Source organism: Streptomyces sp. NPDC057137 (genome assembly GCF_042670825.1).
Taxonomy (GTDB): Bacteria; Actinomycetota; Actinomycetes; order Streptomycetales; family Streptomycetaceae; genus Streptomyces.
In genome coordinates, this window is the sequence record NZ_JBHUUW010000102.1 from 1 (window position 1) to 19,953 (window position 19,953).

The following is a 19,953-nucleotide window of genomic DNA, read 5'->3' on the forward strand; positions in this document are numbered from 1 at the left end:
GGGGAAGTCCCGAGTCCCGGGACTTCCCCTCCACCACGCGTACGCGTAGTTGGCGGCCCCGTACAGCTCAGCGGACCCGGCTCAGCGGACCGGGTTCAGCAGACCCGCGCCGGAGTCCCCGGGCGTTCCCAGATCGCCTGCACCCGCTTGCCCTCGGGCAGCGGCCGGATCTCCACGCGGGTCGCCAGCCTCGTCACCATGTGCCAGCCGAATCCGCCACCGCCGCCGAAGTCGGGGTCGCGCGGCACCGGCATCCGGGGGCTCGAATCGTCGATCTCCACCACCAACGACTCCTGCGCGGCCGTGAGATGGAGCCGCCACCAGCCCGAGGTGTGCCGGACGGCGTTCGAGACGAGTTCGGACACGACGAGGAGCACCGCGTCCAGGTCGGCCCAAGGGCAGTGCTGCGTAAGGAAGTCGGCGGCGGCCTGGCGGGCCGACGCGGTGTCCCGGTGCGGTGATTCGACGATCACCAAGTGCGGCTCTTTCATCTCAATCGCTCGCTTACCCCGTTTCCGGGAATCCATCAAGCGCCGCCCCGGGATGCTGCCCGGCCGGACGGAAATACGTTACCCGGCCAATACCACGAATGGGGGTACTCCATCCGCGGTCGGTGCCGAACGCGCGGCTGTCCGGCCACGGCGAAGGCCGCCCCCCGCGCGTACGCGATCATGGGTGGGACCCTCGGCCCCGTGGTCTACTTCGGATACGGGGCGTGCCGCCCCCTCGGCCGGCCACGGCAGAACCACCACCCGCAGAGAAGTGACCGCCCGCAGTGCGACTGAACAAGCTCGACGAACGCATCGTGCACGCCCTCGCCGAGGACGCCCGCCGTTCCTTCGCGGACATCGGCTCCGAGGTCGGCCTCTCGGCGCCCGCCGTGAAGCGGCGCGTCGACCGGCTGCGCGCCGAAGGCGCCATCACCGGCTTCACCGTGCGGGTGGATCCGGCGGCGCTCGGCTGGGAGACCGAGGGGTTCGTCGAGATCTACTGCCGGCACAAGACCTCGCCCGAGGACATCCGGCGTGGTCTGTCGCGCTACCCGGAGGTGGTGTCCGCCTCGACCGTCACGGGCGACGCCGACGCCGTGGTCCAGGTCTTCGCCTCCGACATGCGCCACTTCGAGCGGGTGCTCGAACTGATCGCGGGGGAGCCGTACGTGGAGCGTACGAAGTCGGTACTGGTGCTCTCGCCGCTGCTCAGGCGCTTCTCGTCGGGCGCGCCCGGCTGACGCGGATCGGTACGGCGCCGGGGCTCCCGTCCCCTGTTCGGGAGCCCCGGGTCTCACGGTGCGGCGAAAGCCCGCTCCGCTGCCGTTGTGGTGCGCCCGGTTCTTCCCGGGCGACATCACCCTCCCGCACGGGGCCCCTCCGGGGCGTCAGACCACGGTCCCCCATCCACTCCGTCGCACGACGGGGAACCGGCTACGACCAGCGACGCAACGAATCGCCGTTTCCGGGCCCGAACACGCAACGAATGCCCCGCCCACACGCAACAGAGGCGCCTTGTCGCGGCGGAAGTCGGAGCCGTACCGTCGATACGTCCCCCGCACACATGACTTCCCGAGGTCCGCCATGCCGTCGTCGCGTATCGCCCTGCTCCAGAGCTCCGGCCGGCCCGGTGACGCCGTGAAGAATCTTGAGGTCATCGCGGGTGCGGCGCGTGCGGCGGCGGCCGGCGGGGCGGGGCTGCTGGTCTGTCCGGAGATGTTCCTCACCGGCTACGCGATCGGCGCCGACGTGTCCCGGCTGGCCGAGCCCGCCGACGGTCCGGCCGCCGAGGCCGTGGCCCGTATCGCGGACGAGCACGGCATCGCGGTGCTGTACGGCTACCCGGAGCGGGCGGGCGACGGCGCGCGCGTCCACAACTCCGCGCAGCTCATCGGCCCGGACGGCTCGTCCCTCGCCAACTACCGCAAGACCCACCTCTTCGGCGGCTTCGAGCGGGAGTGGTTCACGCCGGGCGACACCCCGGTCGTGCAGGCCGAACTCGGCGGCCTGCGGGTCGGGATCATGATCTGCTACGACGTCGAGTTCCCGGAGAACGTACGCGCCCACGCGCTCGCCGGGACCGATCTGCTGCTGGTGCCCACCGCGCAGATGCACCCGTTCCAGTTCGTCGCCGAATCGGTCGTCCCGGTGCGCGCCTTCGAGAACCAGCTGTACGTGGCGTACGTGAACCGGACCGGGCCCGAGGGCGAGGGCGCGTCCGCGTTCGAGTTCGTCGGGCTGAGCTGTCTGGCGGGGCCGGACGGCACCACGCGCGCGCGGGCCGGACGCGGCGACGAGCTGCTGTTCGGGGACGTCGACCCCGAGCTGCTACGGGCCTCCCGCGCCGCCAACCCGTATCTGCGCGACCGGCACCCCGGCCTGTACGGCTCGCTTCACTGACCGCGACCGCGACCGCGACCGCGACCGCTCCGCGACCCTCCCGCCCCGCCGCTCACGCCCGCCCCGCAAGGAGTCCGTACCCCATGACGTCCACGGTGCCCACCTCCGTCCAGCACCCCGAGGCACAGCCGCCGGCCGGCCTGCCGCCGATCACCATGTTCGGTCCGGACTTCCCGTACGCCTACGACGACCACCTCGCCCACCCCGCGGGCCTCGGCCAGATCCCGGCCACCGAGCACGGCGCCGAGGTCGCGGTCATCGGCGGGGGCCTCTCCGGCATCGTCGCCGCGTACGAACTGATGAAGATGGGCCTGCGGCCGGTCGTGTACGAGGCCGACCGGATCGGCGGCCGGCTGCGCACCGTCGGCTTCGACGGCTGCGATCCCGAACTGACCGCCGAGATGGGCGCGATGCGCTTCCCGCCGTCGTCCACCGCGCTCCAGCACTACATCGACCTGGTGGGCCTGGTCACCGAGCCGTTCCCCAACCCCCTCGCCCCCGGCACCCCTTCGACCGTCGTGGACCTCAAGGGCGAGTCGCACTACGCCGAGACGATCGACGATCTGCCGCAGGTCTACCGTGACGTGATGGCCGCCTGGAACACCTGTCTGGAGGAGGGCGCCGACTTCTCCGACATGAACCGCGCCATGCGCGAGCGCGACGTGCCGCGTATCCGGGAGATCTGGGCGCGGCTGGTGGAGAAGCTCGACAACCAGACCTTCTACGGCTTCCTCTGCGACTCCGACGCCTTCAAGTCCTTCCGGCACCGGGAGATCTTCGGCCAGGTCGGCTTCGGTACCGGCGGCTGGGACACCGACTTCCCCAACTCCATCCTGGAGATCCTGCGCGTCGTCTACTCCGAGGCCGACGACCACCACCGCGGCATCGTCGGCGGCAGCCAGCAACTGCCGCTGCGTCTCTGGGACCGCGAGCCCGCCAAGATCACGCACTGGCCGCCCGGCACCTCGCTCTCCTCCCTGCACGGCGGCGAGCCGCGCGGCGCCGTGACCCGGCTGCACCGCACGGCGGGGGACAGGATCACCGTCACCGACGCCTCGGGGGACATCCGCACCTACCGTGCCGCCGTCTTCACCGCGCAGTCCTGGCTGCTGCTCTCGAAGATCGACTGCGCAGACTCGCTCTTCCCGATCGACCACTGGACGGCGATGGAGCGCACCCACTACATGGAGTCGTCCAAGCTGTTCGTGCCGGTGGACCGGCCGTTCTGGCTGGACAAGGCCGTCGACGACCGGGGCGACCCGACCGGCCGCGACACGATGTCGATGACCCTCACCGACCGGATGACGCGCGGCACCTACCTCCTGGACAACGGGCCGGACAAGCCGGCCGTCATCTGCCTCTCGTACACCTGGTGCGACGACAGCCTGAAGTGGCTGCCGCTGTCGGCGAACGAGCGGATGGAGGTGATGCTGAAGTCGCTCGGCGAGATCTATCCGAAGGTGAACATCCGCGAGCACGTCATCGGCAGCCCGGTGACGGTGTCATGGGAGAACGAGCCTTATTTCATGGGCGCGTTCAAGGCGAACCTGCCGGGTCACTACCGCTACCAGCGCCGCCTGTTCACCCACTTCATGCAGGACCGGCTCCCCGCCGACAAGCGCGGGATCTTCCTGGCGGGTGACGACATCTCGTGGACGGCGGGGTGGGCGGAGGGCGCCGTACAGACCGCGCTGAACGCCGTGTGGGGCGTGCTGACCCACTTCGGCGGCGCCACGGACGCGACGAACCCGGGGCCGGGGGACGTGTACGACGAGATCGCGCCCGTGGAACTGCCGGAGGACTGAGCGGTACGAGCCGTGGGTCCGGCCCGTTCAGCGCTCCTTGTCGCCGTCGCCGTTACCGTCGTCGTACGTGGACGTGCCGGAGTCGAGCAGCGGTCCGTCGCCCTTCAGATGCGGTGGGGCGAAGGCGCGCAGCACGTGGTAGCCGACGACGACGACGAGCGTGCCGAGTGCGATTCCGCCGAGTTCGAAGCTGTCGGTGAACTTCAGGCTGACGCCGCCGACACCGATGATGATGCCCGCGGCCGCCGGCACCAGATTCAGCGGATTGCGCAGATCCACCCCGGCGTTGATCCAGATCTGCGCGCCGAGCAGGCCGATCATGCCGTAGAGGATGACGGTGATCCCGCCCAGCACACCGCCGGGAATCGCGGCCACGACGGCGCCGAACTTCGGGCAGAGGCCGAAGAGGAGGGCGAAACCGGCGGCGGCCCAGTACGCCGCGGTCGAGTACACGCGGGTCGCCGCCATCACGCCGATGTTCTCGGAGTACGTGGTGTTGGGCGGCCCGCCGACGGCGGTGGAGAGCATCGAGGCGGCGCCGTCGGCGGCGATCGCCGTGCCGAGCTTTCCGTCGAGCGAGTTGCCGGTCATCTCGCCGACGGCCTTCACATGCCCGGCGTTCTCCGCGATGAGCGCGATCACGACCGGCAGTGCGACCAGGATCGCCGACCACTCGAAACTCGGTGCGTGGAAGTCGGGCAGACCTATCCAGTCGGCCTTGCCCACCAGGGACAGGTCGAGACGCCAGTGGTCCACGGACTCGGCGCCGCCCGCGGGGGAGTGGATCTTGCCGAAGACCTGGTCGAAGACCCAGGAGATGCCGTAACCGAAGAGCAGACCGAGGAAGATCGCGATACGTGACCAGAAGCCGCGCAGACAGACCACGGCCAGCGCGGTGAACACCATCACCAGCAGCGCGGTCCACTGGTCCTGCGGCCAGTACGTCTTGGCGGAGACCGGCGCCAGATTGAACCCGATGAGCATCACGACCGCGCCCGTCACGACGGGCGGCATCGCGGCATGGATGATCCGGGCGCCGAAGCGCCGCACCGCCAGCCCCGAGAGGAAGAGCACGACGGCGACGACGAAGACCGCGCCGGTCACCGTGGCGCTGTCGCCGCCCGACGCCCGGATGGTGGCGGCGACCCCCACGAAGGAGAGTGAGCAGCCGAGATAGCTGGGCACCTGGCCGCGTGTGGCCAGCAGGAAGATGACCGTCGCGACGCCGGACATCATGATCGCGAGGTTGGGGTCGAGGCCCATCAGGACGGGCGCGACGAACGACGCGCCGAACATGGCCACCACGTGCTGGGCGCCGAGTCCGGCCGTACGGGGCCAGGAGAGCCGTTCGTCGGGGCGTACGACGGCGCCGGGCGCCGGCGTGCGCCCGTCGCCGTGCAGGGTCCAGCGCACACCGAGCTTCATGAGGGGTGGCTCCACTTCCGAATACAGGGCCGATACAGGGCCGATACAGGGCCGAACGAATACCGGCCGAAAAGATCAGGTCATGGTAGGGCCTGCTGTCGGCCGGTCTCAGCTCGCCTCCCCTGGGAGGTTCTGCTACCTGAATCACGTCCGGACCATTGTCCGTTGGAGCCGGGTACCTCTACGCTCACAGCTCGCATGGTCCTGTTCATGAACATCATTCACATACATGATGGGAGTGCTCGATGAGGAGCAGAACCCCACGGCGCCTCGGCACCCTGCTCGCCGTCTCGGCGGCGCTGGCCGCCGTTCTCGTACCCGCGACGTCCTCGTCCGCCGGCGAGGCCCGGCACGGCAACGCCCGTAAGGCCCCCGCGACGGTCGTCATCGACGGGCAGCGCATGCAGGACGCCAAGGCCCGGCTCGACCGGGGTGACCCCGCACTGCGCAAGGCGGTGGGCCAACTCACCGCCACCGCCGACAAGTACCTGAACCAGGGCCCCTGGACCGTCACCGACAAACCCAAGCCGGCGCCCAGCGGCGATCCGCACGACTACCTCAGCCAGGCCCCGTACTGGTGGCCGTCGCAGCCCAAGACCGAGGAGAACCCCTGGGGTTGCCCGTACGTCAACCGCGACGGCGAGCGCAATCCCGAGGTCGACACGGGCACCGACCGCCCCGACATCGGGAAGGTTTTCAACTCCACCACCAGCCTCAGCCTCGCCTGGTACTACACGGGCGACAAGAAGTACGCGGAGCACGCCGCCAAGATCCTGCGTACCTGGTTCGTCGACCCCGCGACGCGCATGAACCCGAATCTGAACCACGGGCAGTTCATCCCGTGCAAGTACGACGGCCGCGCGATCGGGATCATCGACTTCTCGCAGCAGTACACCAGCGTCCTCGACGCGCTCGCGATCCTGGAGACCGGCGCTCCGGGCTGGACCAAGGCCGACCGGACCGGCATGCGGTCCTGGAACGAGGACTTCCTCGACTGGCTCGTCGACTCCCCCTTCGGCAAGGAGGAGTCGGCGGCCCAGAACAACCACGGCACCTTCATGGACATGCAGGTCGCCGGTCTCGCGCTCGCCACCGGCGACAAGGCGCTCGCCCGCAAGGCCGTCAAGGACGCGCGGGCGAAGCGGATCGACACCCAGATCAAGGGCGACGGTACCCAGCCGCAGGAGCTGGCCCGCACCCGCAGTTATCACTACACGACGTTCGCGCTGGTCGCCTACACCCGGCTCGCCGACATAGGCAAACAGGTCGGCGTCAACCTCTGGGACCACAAGGGGCCGGACGGTCAGAGCCTGTTCAAGGCCGTCGAGTATCTGCTGCCGGCCGCGACCGGCAGTGCCCCGTGGCCGCATCCGGAGCTGGAGTTCGACCGGTACGCGGCGAGCGACATCGTCCACGCGGCGGCCGACGCCGGAAACAAGAAGGCGAAGGCCGCCGTGCCCCTGCTGGAGGAGCCGCCCCTGGGCGACCTCTGGGCGCTGCGGCCGGCCGCGGAACAGCTCGACTCGATCGCGCCCTGAGCGCATGGGTATGCCGGACGGGGCGCGGGTCGTGTCCGCGGCCCGTCCGGCGATCGAGCCGCGGACTCAGGGCTCGTCAGTCGTTCTGTATGGACGGTGCGGGCTTCGGCGCCCCTGCCGCCGGAGCCGTACGCCGGTCCCCGGTCTTCAGCACGCTCGCCCCCAGCACCAGGCCGAACGCCAGCAGGGTCACCAGGCCGAAGGAGGTCACCAGTGACGTCGCGTCGGCCACCGCGCCGATCGCCGAGGGGGCGATCAGCCCCGATGTGTACGTGATGGTCGCGACGCCCGCGATGGCCTGGCTCGGGTTGGGCCCGCTGCGCCCGGCGGCGGCGAAGGCCAGCGGTACGACCACCGCCACACCCAGCCCGACGAAGGCGAACCCGCCCATCGCGACCACCGGATTCGGCGCGAGGACCACCAACACGCCGCCGAGGGTGGCGAAGAGGCCGCCCACCCTGACGCACCGCACCGCGCCGAAGCGGTCGACGACCCGGTCGCCGAGCAGCCGCGCTATCGCCATGGTGAGCGCGAAGGCCGTGGTGGACGCGGCGGCGAGACCGGGCGATGTGTCCAGTACGTCCTCCAGATACACCGCCGACCAGTCGAGACTCGCGCCCTCGGCGAAGACCGCGCAGAAGCCGACCGCGCCGATGAGCAGCGCGGACTTCGGCGGGAGCGCGAAGCGCGGCGGTGGCTCGTCGTCCGGCGCACTGCGCAGGTCGAGCACCCACCGGCAGGCGATCATGCCCGCGATCGTGAGCACGGTGGCCGCGATCAGATGGTGCACCCGTGCGTCGCTGTCCATATGGGCGGCGAGCGTGCCGCCGGCCGAGCCGATCAGCGCACCCGCGCTCCACATGCCGTGCAGGCTGGACATGATCGACTTGTCGAGCCGGTTCTCGATCTCCACGCCGAGCGCGTTCATCGCCACGTCCGCCATGCCCGAGGTGGCGCCGTACACGAAGAGCGCCAGACACAGCGTCAGCAGATTGGGGGCGAGCGCGGGCAGCGTGAGGGAGAGCGTCCACAGGGCGAGCAGCCCGCGCAGCGCCGTACGCGCGCCGAAGCGGTGGCTGATCGCGCCGGCCAGCGGCATCGCGACCGAGGCGCCGATGGCGGGGAAGGCGAGCGCGAGGCCCAACTGCCCGGCGCTCAGCGACGCGTGGTCCTGGATCCAGGGGATACGGGTCGCGAAACTGCCGGCGACGGAGCCGTGCACACAGAAGACGGCGGCCACGGCGAACCGTGCCTGGCGCAGTCGTCGCTTGTCGAAGACCGGTGGTCCAGTCGGCATTGCGTCTCGTCCTCCCCGTGCGGCGCGGTGACGCCGGTCCAACAGTGCGGCAGTAAACTATCAGGAACCCTGCATGATAAATAGATGGCACTGTCCGCAAGAGATCGCGGACATCTGGAAGGATCCAGGCATGGCCGCATCCCCGAGCACGGCACGGGCCATCAACGACCGCCTCGCCCTGGAACTGCTCCAGGAAGAAGGCCCGTTGACGGCGGCGCAGCTCAAGACACTCACCGGGCTCTCCCGGCCCACGGTCGCCGACCTCGTGGAGCGGCTGCAGGACTCCGGCCTGGTCAGGATCGTCGGCGAGACGGGGGGCGCGCGTCGCGGGCCCAACGCGCGGCTGTACGGGCTGGTCGCCGACCGGGCGCACCTCGCGGCGCTCGACGTACGGACTCAGAGCGTCGCCGTCGTCGTCAGCGACCTCCTCGGGGCGACACTCGCCGAGGCGGTGCTGCCCATCGGCAGCGACACCGGCGTCGAACCGGCCGTCGAGGGCGCGGCGGCCCTGCTGGAGCGCACGGCCCACGAGGCCGGCGCCGTACGGCTGCACAGCGTCGGTATCGGCGCGCCCGGTCTGATCGACCCGGTGACCGGCGAACTCCGCGAGACCAGCGGGGTGCCCGCCTGGCACCGAAGACTTGTCGCCGCGCTCCAGGAACGCCTGCCCGCCACCGTCCTCGTCGAGAACGAGACCAATCTCGCCGCCGTCGCCGAACAGCGCGTCGGCGCCGCCCGCGACCAGGGCCCCAGCACCTTCGTCCTGCTGTGGCTGGGCCTCGGCGTGGGCGCCGCGCTCGTCCTGGACGGCAAGGTCCGGCGAGGCGCCTCGGGCGGCGCCGGCGAGATCGGCTTCCTGCCGGTGCCCGGGACCTCGGGGCTGCCCTCGGCGACCGCCTGCGACGGCGGGTTCCACACCCTCGCCGGCTCGGCGGCCATCTGTGAACTCGCCGAGCGGCACGGTCTGTTCGCCGAGGCCGGCCCCCAGGAGCCGCCCGCGGCGGCCGTCGTACGTGCCGCCCTCACGGCGGGCGCGACGGGCGACGCCTTCCTCGACGCCCTCGCCGGGCGGCTCGCGGTCGGCGCCGCCGCCATCAGCGCCGTACTCGACCCGGGACGGGTGGTCCTGGGGGGCGAGGTCGGTCACGCGGGCGGTACGGCACTGGCCTCCCGTGTCGAGGCCCGCCTGGCGGAGATGTCCCCCCTCCGTACGGAGGTCGTGGCGAGCCCGCTGGGCGGCGCGGCGGTGCTGCGGGGAGCGCTGCTGACGGCGCGGGACGCGGCCCAGAACGACCTCTTCGCACCGCCGGTCTGAGACCGTTCCGCCAAGGCCTGGGCAGGCAGTTGTGTCACATGTTCATGAACTCTGCCCGCGCTCCGCCCGCCCCGTCCTCACACCTTCCGGGTGGCCAGGAAGTCCTCGAACGTCTCTTTGCCCACCGCGCGTTCGGGCGTCAGCTGATCGCCCCGGCGGTACCCCGCGTACGCCTTTCCGAACAGCGGCATCGCCAGCAGCCGCCGCTTGTGGCCGGTCGCCCGCAGATAGGCGTCGGCCAGATCCCGCACCGTCCGGACCTCGGGACCGCCGAGGTCGGGAACCCGGCCCGACGGCGGGCGCGTGGCCAGGTCCGCGAGCCGGGACGCGACCTCCGCCGAGCCGACCGGCTGGAGGCTCACCTCCGCGGGGAGCAGGGCCGCGACCGGCAGTTTCGTCGCGCCCTCCAGCATCCGCAGCACATGATCGTGGAACTGGGTCGTACGCAGAATCGTCCAGCCGAGCCCCGAATCCTCGACCATCCGCTCGACGATCCGCTTCGTCCGGTGGTAACCGAGCGGCAATCGGTCGACCCCGACGATCGAGACATAGACGAGATGCGGAATCCTCGCGCGTACGGCCGATTCCACCAGATGCGCCGCCGCCCTGTCGTCACCCCCGCGCGGCGAGGACGCGCAGTGGACGACCACGTCCACACCCTTCAACGCCTCGTCGAGACCCCTGCTGTCGTCGTCGCGCAGATCAACGGCGTACGGCTGTGAACTGCGGCTCAGCACCCGGACGTTGTGCTCGTCCGTGCGCAGCCGGTCCACGACCTGTCTGCCGAGTGTTCCCGTACCACCGGTCACGAGGATTGTTGCCATGGCCCAAGCCTGCCAGCGTGTGACACGCCGCGGGACGACAGGGTGCGGGCCCACGCCACGCCGGGCGTCCGAAACGCGTCCGAACGGCATCCGGGACCCCATCCGGGACCCCATCCGGAACCACCACCGGGTCGCCGCCCGACCACCGTCTGTGAGCCAGGGCACACATCGGGCCCTGATGGCCGACGATCAGGCGTGGCACACTGGTTCCGTACCAGCAGCAGCGCACTCCGGGGTCGGTGCAATTCCGAACCGGCGGTTACAGTCCGCGACCCGACCGCTTCCAGCGGCCGGTTGACCAGGTGAAACTCCTGGACCGACGGTGAAAGTCCGGATGGGAGGCAGTGCGCGGCGGGCCGTCATCGGTACGCCGTCGTCGGCGGATCGTCCTCGGACGATTTCGTTTCATCGGCCTCGGCGTTCCCGTGTGCGTTTCCCGTTTCTCTGTCGTCATCGACAGGCCCCGGAGTCCGTGCCCCAGAGGCAGGAGGACCCGGTGGCCACCACCACGGCCGACACCGACGCCATGCGTCGAGCCATCGCGCTCGCCGCCCGCGCGCTCGGCGCCACCAGCCCCAATCCGGTTGTCGGATGCGTGATCCTCGACGCCGCGGGACAGCGGGCCGGCGAGGGCTTCCACCAGCGGGCCGGCGGCCCGCACGCCGAGATCCACGCCCTGCGCGCGGCCGGCGACCGGGCGCGCGGCGGCACCGCCTACGTCACCCTCGAACCCTGCGACCACACCGGCCGCACAGGACCCTGCTCCCAGGCGCTCGTCGAGGCCGGGATCGCCCGTGTCGTGTACGCGGGCGGCGACCCGAACCCGCAGGCCACCGGCGGCGCCGACACCCTGCGGGCGGCCGGCGTCCGCGTCGGGCAGGGACTGCTCGCCGAAGAGGCCGAGGCAGGCAACGCCGCCTGGCTCACCTCCGTACGGCTCGGCCGCCCCCACGTCCTGTGGAAGTACGCCGCCACGCTCGACGGCCGGATCGCGGCGGCCGACGCCACCAGCCGCTGGATCACCTCCGCCGAGTCCCGCGCCGACGTCCACCGGCTCCGCGCCGAGGCCGACGCCGTCGTCGTCGGCTCGGGCACCGCGCGCGCCGACGACCCGCACCTCGCGGTCCGCGGCGCCGACGGCGCCGTCCAGCCGCTGCGGGTCGTCGTCGACACCGAAGCCACCGCCGTACGGCCGGGAGCACGGGTCCTGGACGGTGCCGCGCCCACGCTGATCGCCGTCGCCGACGACGCGGACACGACGCACCTCAAGGCCGCGGGGCCCGGCGAGGAGCCGGTGGACGTCGTACGGCTGCCCCGTGCCGAGCGGGGGCTGTCCGTCCCCGCGCTGCTCGCCGAACTGCACACGCGCGGCGTCCGTTCCGTGCTCCTCGAAGGCGGTCCGACGCTGGCCGGGGCCTTCGTCGCGGCCGGGGCCGTCGACAAGGTCGTCGGCTATCTCGCGCCCGTCCTGCTGGGCGCCGGCCCGGCCGCTCTGGGCGACGCCGGAATCACCACCCTCACGCAGGCGTTGCGTCTGCGGATGACCGAGACCGTACGTGTCGGCCCCGATCTCCGCGTCACCGCGACCCCGGAACCTGCCACACCCGCAGGCACCGCGACCGTTTCAACTCCCAAGGAGCGTTGAGTGTTCACCGGAATCGTCGAAGAACTGGGTGAGGTCACCGCCGTCGAGAACCTCGGCGACTCCTCCCGCTTCCGACTGCGCGGCCCCGCCGTCACCGAAGGCGCCAAGCACGGCGACTCGATCGCCGTCAACGGCGTCTGCCTCACCGTCGTCGACCTCGCCGACGGCGAGTTCACCGCCGACGTCATGGCCGAGACCCTCAGCCGCTCCAGCCTCGGCGCGCTCGTACCCGGCTCACGGGTCAACCTGGAGCGGCCCATGGCCGTCGGCGGCCGGCTCGGCGGCCATATCGTCCAGGGCCATGTCGACGGCACCGGCACGGTCGTGGACCGCAAGCCGTCCGAGCACTGGGAGATCGTCAAGGTCTCGCTCCCCGCCGACCTCACCCGCTACGTGGTCGAGAAGGGCTCCATCACCGTCGACGGCGTCAGCCTCACGGTGGTCGACGCGGGACCCGACTACTTCACCATCAGCCTCATCCCCACCACCCTCGCGCTGACCACCCTCGGCATCAAGGAGCCCGGCGACCCGGTCAACCTGGAGGTCGACGTCATCGCCAAGTACGTGGAGCGGCTGCTGGCCTTCCCCGCCCCGGAGGCAGAGGGGCCGGTCCGATGAGTGCCCTGCCCTCCTGGTCGGCCGTGGACTGGCTGAACGCGGAGGTCTTCACCGCCTTCGGCCAGCACATCATCTGGTCCGACATGATCGGCAACTCCATCGGTCTGATCGCCCTCGCGCTCGGCTGGCGGCGCTCGATCCTGACCTGGCCCGCGCAGTTCCTGTCCGGCCTCATCCTCGTCGCCGCCTACGCCTCGGCGCACCTCAGCGGCGGCGTCGGCAAGCAACTCCTCGTCATCGGCGTGGCGTTGTGGGGCTGGCGGATGTGGCAGCGCGGCCGGCAGCAGGCGCAGGACGGCACCATCGCCGTACGGTTCGCCACCTGGCCCGAGCGCTGGCTGCTCATCGGCGGCACGGCCGTCGGCACGCTCGCCGTCGGCGGCCTCTTCACCGCCGTACCCGACCTGTCCTGGAACCCCTGGCCCGACGCGTACATCTTCGTCGGCACCCTCGCCGCGATGGTCGCCCAGGCGCGCGGTCTGGTCGAGTTCTGGTTCGCCTGGCTCCTGGTCGACCTCGTCGGCGTACCGCTCGCCTTCAGCAGCGGACTCGCCTTCTCCGGCTTCGTGTACGTCGTCTACCTCGGCCTCGTCCTGTGGGGACTGCGCGACTGGTGGCTGCGCACCCGCGTCGCCGCCCCGGCTCTGGAAGGAGCAGCAGCATGACAGCACAGCCCACCTGGTACTCCACCGACAACATCGAGGACTTCGCCCTCGATCCCGTGGAGCGGGCGATCATGGACATCGCGGCGGGCCGTCCCGTCGTCGTCGTCGACGACGAGGACCGCGAGAACGAGGGCGATCTCGTGATGGCCGCCGAGAAGGCGACCCCCGAGATCGTCGCCTTCATGATGAGCGAGTGCCGCGGACTGATCTGCGCCCCCATGGAGGGCGCCGAGCTGGACCGGCTCGAACTGCCGCAGATGGTCGACCACAACACCGAGTCGATGCGCACCGCGTTCACCGTCTCCGTCGACGCGGGACCGGCCCACGGCGTCACCACCGGCATCTCGGCCGCCGACCGCGCCACCACACTCCGGCTGCTCTCCGCGGGCGGCGCGGCCGAGGCAGGCGACTTCGTCCGCCCCGGGCATGTCTTCCCGCTGCGCGCCAAGCCGGGCGGGGTGCTCGAACGCAACGGCCACACCGAGGCGGCGGTCGACCTGGCGCGCCTCGCGGGGCTGCGTCCGGCCGGGGCGATCGTCGAGATCGCGGGCGAGGACGGGGTGATGCTCCGGCTGCCTGAGCTGATCCCGTTCGCGCGCAAGCACGGCCTGACGATCATCTCCATCGAGGACCTGATCGCGTACCGGCGTACGGCGGAGCCCACCGTCCGCCGCGAGGCCGAGGTCCAGCTGCCCACGGCGCACGGCGAGTTCACCGCGTACGGCTACCGGTCCACCGTCGACGGCGTCGAGCATGTCGCCCTCGTCCACGGCGACATCGGCGACGGCACCGACGTACTCGTCCGGGTCCACTCCGAATGCCTGACCGGCGACATCTTCTCCTCGCAGCGCTGTGACTGCGGCCCGCAGCTCCAGGCCTCGATGCGGCGCGTCAGAGAGGCCGGCCGGGGCGTCGTCGTCTATCTGCGCGGCCACGAGGGACGCGGTATCGGCCTGCTGTCCAAGCTGCGCGCGTACGAACTCCAGGAGCGCGGGCGCGACACCCTCGACGCCAACCTGGAACTGGGCCTGCCCGCCGACGCGCGGGACTACGCGGCCGGGGCCCAGATCCTCGACGACCTCGGGGTGCGCAGCCTGCGGCTGATGACCAACAACCCCGACAAGGTCGAGGCGTTGGAGCGGCACGGCCTTGAGGTGATCGCCCGCGAGCCCATGCCCGTCCAGGCGGGGGAGCACAACCTGCGGTACCTGCGCACCAAGCGGGACCGGATGGGGCACGAACTGCCCTGGCTCGACCCGGCGGCCACGTCGGCCTGCGGCAACCAGTAGCCACCGGCCCACATCAGCAGCACACATCGACGTACCGGACCAACAGGAACAACAGGAGAGACATGAGCGGCAAGGGTGCACCCGAACTGTCCGTCCGCAACTGCGGCGACCTGCGGGTGGCGGTCATCGCGGCCCTGTGGCACGAGAAGGTCATGGACGGACTCGTCGACGGCGCCCTGCGCGCCCTGCGCGAACTGGGCATCGACGAGCCGACCCTGCTCAGGGTCCCCGGCAGCTTCGAGCTGCCCGTCGTCGCCAAGGTCCTGGCCGACCGCGGCTACGACGCCGTCGTCGCCCTCGGTGTCGTCATCCGCGGCGGGACCCCGCACTTCGACTACGTGTGCCAGGGCGTCACCCAGGGCCTCACGAAGGTCTCGATCGACACCGGCGTACCGATCGGATTCGGCGTTCTGACCTGCGACACCGAGGAACAGGCGCTGGACCGGGCGGGACTTGAGGGCTCCCGCGAGGACAAGGGACACGAGGCCGTCACCGCCGCCGTCGCCACGGCCGCCACCCTGCGTACCGTCGCCGAACCCTGGCGCTGACGGCCCCGCCGGACCGCGTAGGCTAGGCGTCACCATGCCGAAGAAGACGTTCGAGGAGCTCTTCGCCGAGCTTCAGCAGAAGGCCGCCACGGGCGACCCCAGCACCTCCCGCACCGCCGAACTGGTGGACAAGGGAGTGCATGCCATCGGTAAGAAGGTCGTCGAAGAGGCCGCCGAGGTGTGGATGGCGGCCGAGTACGAGGGCCCCGAAGCCACCGCCGAGGAGATCTCGCAGCTGCTGTACCACGTCCAGGTGATGATGGTCGCGCGCGGGATCTCGCTCGACGACGTCTACGCCCATCTCTGAGCACCACCCTCATCGACGTACGACTCCACGGCCCCGGGCGCACAGCCGCGTCCGGATCCGCCGCCCGGTCACCGTGCCCCGCTCACTGTTCACCGTTCGCCGCTGTCACGCATAGGTAAGGAAGCCACTCCCATGCTGCGTATCGCCGTCCCCAACAAGGGTTCACTCTCCGGGGCAGCGTCGGCGATGCTCCATGAGGCCGGCTACCAGCAGCGCAAGGAGTCCAAGGAACTCGTCCTGGTCGACCCCGAGAACGAGGTCGAGTTCTTCTACCTCCGCCCGCGCGACATCGCGATCTACGTGAGTTCCGGGCGTCTCGACATCGGCATCACCGGACGTGACCTGCTGCTCGACTCGGGCGCGGGCGCCGAGGAGATCCTGCCGCTCGGCTTCGCCCGCTCCACCTTCCGCTTCGCGGCGAAGCCCGGCACGGCCACGTCCGTCGCCGACTTCGCCGGACTGACGATCGCCACCTCCTACGAAGGCGTCGTCGTCAAGTACCTCGCCGACAAGGGGGTGGACGCCTCCGTCGTCCACCTCGACGGCGCCGTCGAGACCGCCATCGAGCTGGGCGTCGCACAGCTCATCGCGGACGTGGTGGAGACCGGCACCTCGATGCGGAACGCCGGCCTCGAAGTCATCGGCGAGCCGATCATGAAGTCCGAGGCGATCGTCATCCGCCGCAACGGCGCGGACGCCGACGAACCGAAGGTCCAGCAGTTCCTGCGCCGCCTCCAGGGCGTCCTGGTCGCCCGCACGTACGTGATGATGGACTACGACTGCCGCGCCGAGCACCTGGAGCGCGCCGTGGCCCTGACGCCCGGCCTGGAGTCGCCGACCGTCTCCCCGCTGCACAACGAGGGCTGGGTCGCCGTCCGCGCGATGGTCCCGGCCAGGGAGGCGCAGCGGATCATGGACGATCTGTACGACCTGGGTGCCCGCGCCATCCTCACCACGGCCATCCACGCCTGCCGCCTGTGAAGGAACCACACCTGATGTCCGTGCCGGCCCCCCGTTCCGCGCTGCCCGACCCGCCCGTCCTGCCCGTGACGTTCCGGCCGAACGGCACCCGGGCCGTTCTGCTGTCCGTCGGGACGGTCATGCTCTGCGTCATCACGGCCATGTCCGTGACGCTGGAGAAGCTGAACGCGGGGGAGCGCCTCAGCTTCATCTTCGTCGGGCTGCTCTTCTTCGGCGTGCTGTGCCTGCTCAGCCGCCCCAAGGTCGTCGCCGCCGACACGGGCGTCACCGTCGTCAATCTCACCCGCGTCCGGCGGCTGGAGTGGGCGGAGATCCTGCGTGTCAATCTGCGGGTCGGCGACCCGTGGGTCTTCCTCGACCTGAGCGACGGCACCAGCCTGCCCGTGCTCGGCATCCAGCCCGGGATCGCCAAGCAGAAGGCCATACGCGACGCGCGGGCCCTGCGCGCCCTCGTGGAGTCACGCGGCACCGGTGACGACGAGTCCACGGACGCCACGGACGCCGGTAAGGACAGCGCCGGTGACACGACGACGGACACCGTCACCGACACCGCCACGGACACCGGTCCCGCGTGAACATTGCGGTGCCCGTCCCAGTGGCTACCCTGGGGGCGGAGGCGCCAAGTGCGCCCCGCCCCGCATCCGGCGGCCGTGAGTACCGGCCCGCGGGGCATCCTGCGACCCGAGGAGTGACTCCCTCCAGCAATGGACGGATCATCCGGTAGTACCTGCGCCGCCGCCTTCGAAGAGGCGACGGCATGACCATCCCCCTTCTGCTGCTCGCCGCGGCATTCCTTCTCATCCTCGCCAACGGATTCTTCGTGGCGGCCGAGTTCGGTCTCGTGACCGTGGACCGGCCGGACGCCGAACGCGCGGCCGCGGCGGGCGACCGCCGCGCCCGCGCCGTCGTACGGGCCCTGCGGGAGCTGTCCTTCCAGCTCTCCGGCACCCAGCTCGGTATCACCATCACCTCACTCGTCGTCGGCATGCTCGCCGAGCCCGCGCTGGCGCAGCTGCTCGACGGCCCCCTCACCGCCACAGGCCTCCCCGAAGGGGCCGTGTCCGGTGTCGCCGTGGTGATCGGGGTGCTCCTCGCCTCCGCCGTCCAGATGGTCATCGGCGAACTCGTGCCGAAGAACTGGGCGGTCTCCCGGCCGTTGCAGGTCGCGCGCTTCGTCGCGGGACCGCAGCATCTGTTCGCCACCGTCTTCCGGCCCGTCATCACCCTGCTCAACACGGTGGCCAACCGGCTGGTGCGGCTGTTCGGCGTCGAGCCGACCGACGAGCTGGCCTCGGCCCGTACCCCCGGTGAGCTGGTCTCGCTGGCCAGGCACTCCGCGCTGGCCGGCGCGCTCGAACAGGACACGGCCGATCTGTTCGTACGCACCCTGTCCCTCGGCCACCTCACCGCGCAGCACGTCATGACCCCGCGTGTGAAGGTCATAGCCCTCCAGTCGGACGCCACCGCGGCCGACGTGCTCAACCTGACCCGCGCCACCGGCCTGTCACGCTTCCCCGTCTACCGGGAGCGCATCGACGAGATCGTCGGCATGGCCCACCTCAAGGACGCGCTCGCCGTCCCCGCGCACGAGCGGCAGCGGGCGCCGGTCGGCCGGATCGCCGTACAGGCCCAGCTCGTCCCCGAGACACTGCCCGTACAACTGCTCCTGGAGCGGCTGCGCAACGAGCAGCCGATCGCCGTGGTCGTCGACGAGTACGGCGGTACGGCCGGGGTCGTCACCCTTGAGGACATCATCGAGGAACTGGTCGGCGAGGTCCTCGACGAGCACGACAGCGAAGGCGACGGGCGCCCCGAACTCGCCTCCGTCGCCACCGACGACGGGCGTCCCACCTGGGACGCCGAAGGCAGCTGCCGGGTCCTCACCCTCCAGCGGATAGGGCTCGAGGTCCCGGACGGACCGTACGAGACGGTGGCGGGACTGGTCGCCGATCTGCTGGGGCGTATCCCCGCACCGGGCGACCGCGCGGAGCTGCCCGGCTGGCGGCTCTCCGTCCGGCAGGTCGGGCGCTACCGGGCCGAGCGGGTCCGGCTGGTGCGCACCGGCGACGTCCCGGCCCCGGCGTCCGTACCGGCCAGGCGGCCCACCACGGTCAAGGCCCCGGCCCCGGCCGCAGCTGCGACACCCACCCAGGCGAAGGCGGAGGCGGCCCGGTGAGCGTCCTCCAGCTTCTCTTCGCCGTCCTACTCGTCCTCGCCAACGGATTCTTCGTCGGAGCCGAGTTCGCCCTCGTCTCCGTACGCCGCAGCCAGATCGAACCGCTGGCCGCCCAGGGATCGGCACGCGCCCGACAGGTGCTGCACGGTCTGGAGAACCTTCCGCAGATGATGGCCGCCGCGCAGTTCGGCATCACCATCTGCTCCCTGACGCTCGGCGCCGTCGCCGAGCCCACCGTGGCGCATCTCCTCGAACCGGTCTTCCACGCGGCCCACGTCCCCGAGGGCCTCATCCATCCGCTGGGCTTCTTCGTCGCCCTCGCCGCGGTCGTCTTCCTGCACCTCGTCATCGGCGAGATGGTCCCGAAGAATCTCGCCATGGCCGCGCCCGAGAAGACCGCGATCTGGCTCAGCCCCGGCCTCGTCGGCTTCGCCCGGCTCTGCCGCCCCGTCACCGCCGCCCTCGGCGCCTGCGCCACGCTGGTCCTGCGGGCCTTCGGCGTCGAACCCAAGGACGAGGTGGAGGCCGTCTTCACCAGCGAACAGCTCAACCGTCTCGTGGAGGACTCCGGCCAGGCAGGCCTCCTCCAACCGGCGGAACAGGAGCGGCTGGAGGACGCCCTGGAACTCGGCTCCCGGCCGGTCACCGACGTCCTGCTCGTCCGGGCCGGACTGGTGACGGTGACGCCCGCCGTCACGCCCCGCGAGATCGAGGAGCTGACGGTGCGCACCGGTTTCTCCCGTTTCCCGGTCTGCGCCGACAACACCGGGGTCTTCATGGGGTACGTGCACGTCAAGGACGTCCTCGACCTGGAGGAGCGGGAGCGCGCCGTACCGCAGCACGTCTGGCGGCCGATGACGACCCTGCGGGCCGAACTGCCGCTGGACGACGCCCTCACCGTCATGCGCCGGGCCGCGACGCACCTCGCCCAGGTCGCCGACGCGTCCGGCCGGGTGCTGGGGCTCGTCGCGCTGGAGGACGTACTGGAAATGCTCGTCGGCGAGGTACGGGACCCGTCCCACCGGGAGGCGACACGGCCGGTACCTCTGCGCACCGGCGGTACGTCGGGCCCGCCCGACCCGTCGGAGCAGGTCCTCGCGCACTGAGCGCACCGGTTCTCGGGCGTCCGG

General features: G+C 71.0%; 18 protein-coding genes, 1 pseudogene and 1 riboswitch. Of the genes and pseudogenes, 15 read left to right on the top strand and 4 right to left on the bottom strand.

What is annotated here, in order from left to right:
* Positions 1–95 precede the first annotated feature (95 nt).
* Positions 96–473, bottom strand: coding sequence for an ATP-binding protein (locus tag ACFT9I_RS38125; protein ID WP_382572137.1), 378 nt, complete (start codon positions 471–473; stop codon positions 96–98).
* A gap of 302 nt (positions 474–775) precedes the next feature.
* Between ACFT9I_RS38125 and ACFT9I_RS38130 the strand changes: the two genes are divergently transcribed.
* The 3 genes from ACFT9I_RS38130 (at position 776) to ACFT9I_RS38140 (ending at position 4,195) form a co-directional block, all read left to right on the top strand.
* Complete coding sequence (locus tag ACFT9I_RS38130; RefSeq protein ID WP_354609492.1) at positions 776–1,231, top strand: Lrp/AsnC family transcriptional regulator; 456 nt, start codon at positions 776–778, stop codon at positions 1,229–1,231.
* A 343-nt stretch (positions 1,232–1,574) separates the two neighbouring features.
* The gene (locus ACFT9I_RS38135; RefSeq protein WP_382572139.1) at positions 1,575–2,390 is read left to right on the top strand and encodes a carbon-nitrogen hydrolase family protein; all 816 of its coding nucleotides are present in this window, start codon (positions 1,575–1,577) and stop codon (positions 2,388–2,390) included.
* Between the two features lie 83 nt (positions 2,391–2,473).
* The gene (locus tag ACFT9I_RS38140) at positions 2,474–4,195 is read left to right on the top strand and encodes a flavin monoamine oxidase family protein (protein WP_382572140.1); all 1,722 of its coding nucleotides are present in this window, start codon (positions 2,474–2,476) and stop codon (positions 4,193–4,195) included.
* A 27-nt stretch (positions 4,196–4,222) separates the two neighbouring features.
* Here the strand turns inward: ACFT9I_RS38140 and ACFT9I_RS38145 are convergent, their stop codons facing one another.
* Positions 4,223–5,620, bottom strand: a complete 1,398-nt coding sequence (locus ACFT9I_RS38145; RefSeq protein ID WP_382572142.1) for a uracil-xanthine permease family protein — start codon at positions 5,618–5,620, stop codon at positions 4,223–4,225.
* Positions 5,621–5,865: 245 nt separating this feature from the next.
* On the opposite strand from ACFT9I_RS38145, the gene ACFT9I_RS38150 reads away from it, so the two are divergent.
* The gene (locus tag ACFT9I_RS38150; RefSeq protein ID WP_382572144.1) at positions 5,866–7,158 is read left to right on the top strand and encodes an alginate lyase family protein; all 1,293 of its coding nucleotides are present in this window, start codon (positions 5,866–5,868) and stop codon (positions 7,156–7,158) included.
* 76 nt (positions 7,159–7,234) lie between these two features.
* On the opposite strand, the gene ACFT9I_RS38155 is transcribed toward ACFT9I_RS38150, so the two are convergent.
* On the bottom strand, positions 7,235–8,455 hold the full coding sequence (locus ACFT9I_RS38155; RefSeq protein ID WP_382572145.1) for an MFS transporter: 1,221 nt from the start codon (positions 8,453–8,455) through the stop codon (positions 7,235–7,237).
* Positions 8,456–8,585: 130 nt separating this feature from the next.
* Here ACFT9I_RS38155 and ACFT9I_RS38160 point away from each other — a divergent pair, with 130 nt between their 5' ends.
* Positions 8,586–9,770, top strand: a complete 1,185-nt coding sequence (locus tag ACFT9I_RS38160) for an ROK family transcriptional regulator (protein WP_382572147.1) — start codon at positions 8,586–8,588, stop codon at positions 9,768–9,770.
* A 77-nt stretch (positions 9,771–9,847) separates the two neighbouring features.
* Here the strand turns inward: ACFT9I_RS38160 and ACFT9I_RS38165 are convergent, their stop codons facing one another.
* A complete protein-coding gene (locus ACFT9I_RS38165; RefSeq protein ID WP_382572148.1) occupies positions 9,848–10,594 on the bottom strand; it encodes an SDR family oxidoreductase in 747 nt (248 codons plus the stop codon).
* A gap of 221 nt (positions 10,595–10,815) precedes the next feature.
* Positions 10,816–10,946: riboswitch (FMN riboswitch) on the top strand.
* Positions 10,947–11,120: 174 nt separating this feature from the next.
* Here ACFT9I_RS38165 and ribD point away from each other — a divergent pair.
* The 10 genes and pseudogenes from ribD to ACFT9I_RS38215 all read left to right on the top strand — a co-directional run bounded on the left by ribD (position 11,121) and on the right by ACFT9I_RS38215 (position 19,929).
* Positions 11,121–12,239: a bifunctional diaminohydroxyphosphoribosylaminopyrimidine deaminase/5-amino-6-(5-phosphoribosylamino)uracil reductase RibD gene (gene ribD / locus ACFT9I_RS38170; protein ID WP_382572162.1), complete on the top strand. Its 1,119-nt coding sequence runs from the start codon at positions 11,121–11,123 to the stop codon at positions 12,237–12,239.
* Positions 12,240–12,857, top strand: coding sequence for a riboflavin synthase (locus tag ACFT9I_RS38175; protein WP_382572150.1), 618 nt, complete (start codon positions 12,240–12,242; stop codon positions 12,855–12,857). It begins immediately after the preceding gene.
* On the top strand, positions 12,854–13,522 hold the full coding sequence (locus tag ACFT9I_RS38180) for a nicotinamide riboside transporter PnuC (RefSeq protein ID WP_382572152.1): 669 nt from the start codon (positions 12,854–12,856) through the stop codon (positions 13,520–13,522). Before ACFT9I_RS38175 ends, ACFT9I_RS38180 begins: the two co-directional genes overlap by 4 nt.
* Positions 13,519–14,811, top strand: coding sequence for a bifunctional 3,4-dihydroxy-2-butanone-4-phosphate synthase/GTP cyclohydrolase II (locus tag ACFT9I_RS38185; RefSeq protein ID WP_382572154.1), 1,293 nt, complete (start codon positions 13,519–13,521; stop codon positions 14,809–14,811). The genes ACFT9I_RS38180 and ACFT9I_RS38185 overlap by 4 nt, the downstream gene beginning before the upstream one ends.
* A gap of 62 nt (positions 14,812–14,873) precedes the next feature.
* Positions 14,874–15,359 (top strand): 6,7-dimethyl-8-ribityllumazine synthase, encoded by a 486-nt coding sequence (ribH, locus tag ACFT9I_RS38190; protein WP_354606992.1) that lies wholly within the window; start codon positions 14,874–14,876, stop codon positions 15,357–15,359.
* 34 nt (positions 15,360–15,393) lie between these two features.
* A complete protein-coding gene (locus ACFT9I_RS38195) occupies positions 15,394–15,666 on the top strand; it encodes a phosphoribosyl-ATP diphosphatase (protein ID WP_023543014.1) in 273 nt (90 codons plus the stop codon).
* A gap of 132 nt (positions 15,667–15,798) precedes the next feature.
* Positions 15,799–16,647 (top strand): ATP phosphoribosyltransferase, encoded by an 849-nt coding sequence (gene hisG, locus ACFT9I_RS38200; protein ID WP_382572157.1) that lies wholly within the window; start codon positions 15,799–15,801, stop codon positions 16,645–16,647.
* A gap of 14 nt (positions 16,648–16,661) precedes the next feature.
* A pseudogene (locus ACFT9I_RS38205) lies at positions 16,662–17,126 on the top strand (PH domain-containing protein); the annotation flags it as partial.
* Between the two features lie 278 nt (positions 17,127–17,404).
* Entirely contained in the window at positions 17,405–18,823 is a 1,419-nt protein-coding gene (locus ACFT9I_RS38210; RefSeq protein ID WP_382572159.1) for a hemolysin family protein, read from the top strand.
* Complete coding sequence (locus ACFT9I_RS38215; RefSeq protein WP_382572160.1) at positions 18,820–19,929, top strand: hemolysin family protein; 1,110 nt, start codon at positions 18,820–18,822, stop codon at positions 19,927–19,929. Before ACFT9I_RS38210 ends, ACFT9I_RS38215 begins: the two co-directional genes overlap by 4 nt.
* Positions 19,930–19,953: the final 24 nt, after the last annotated feature.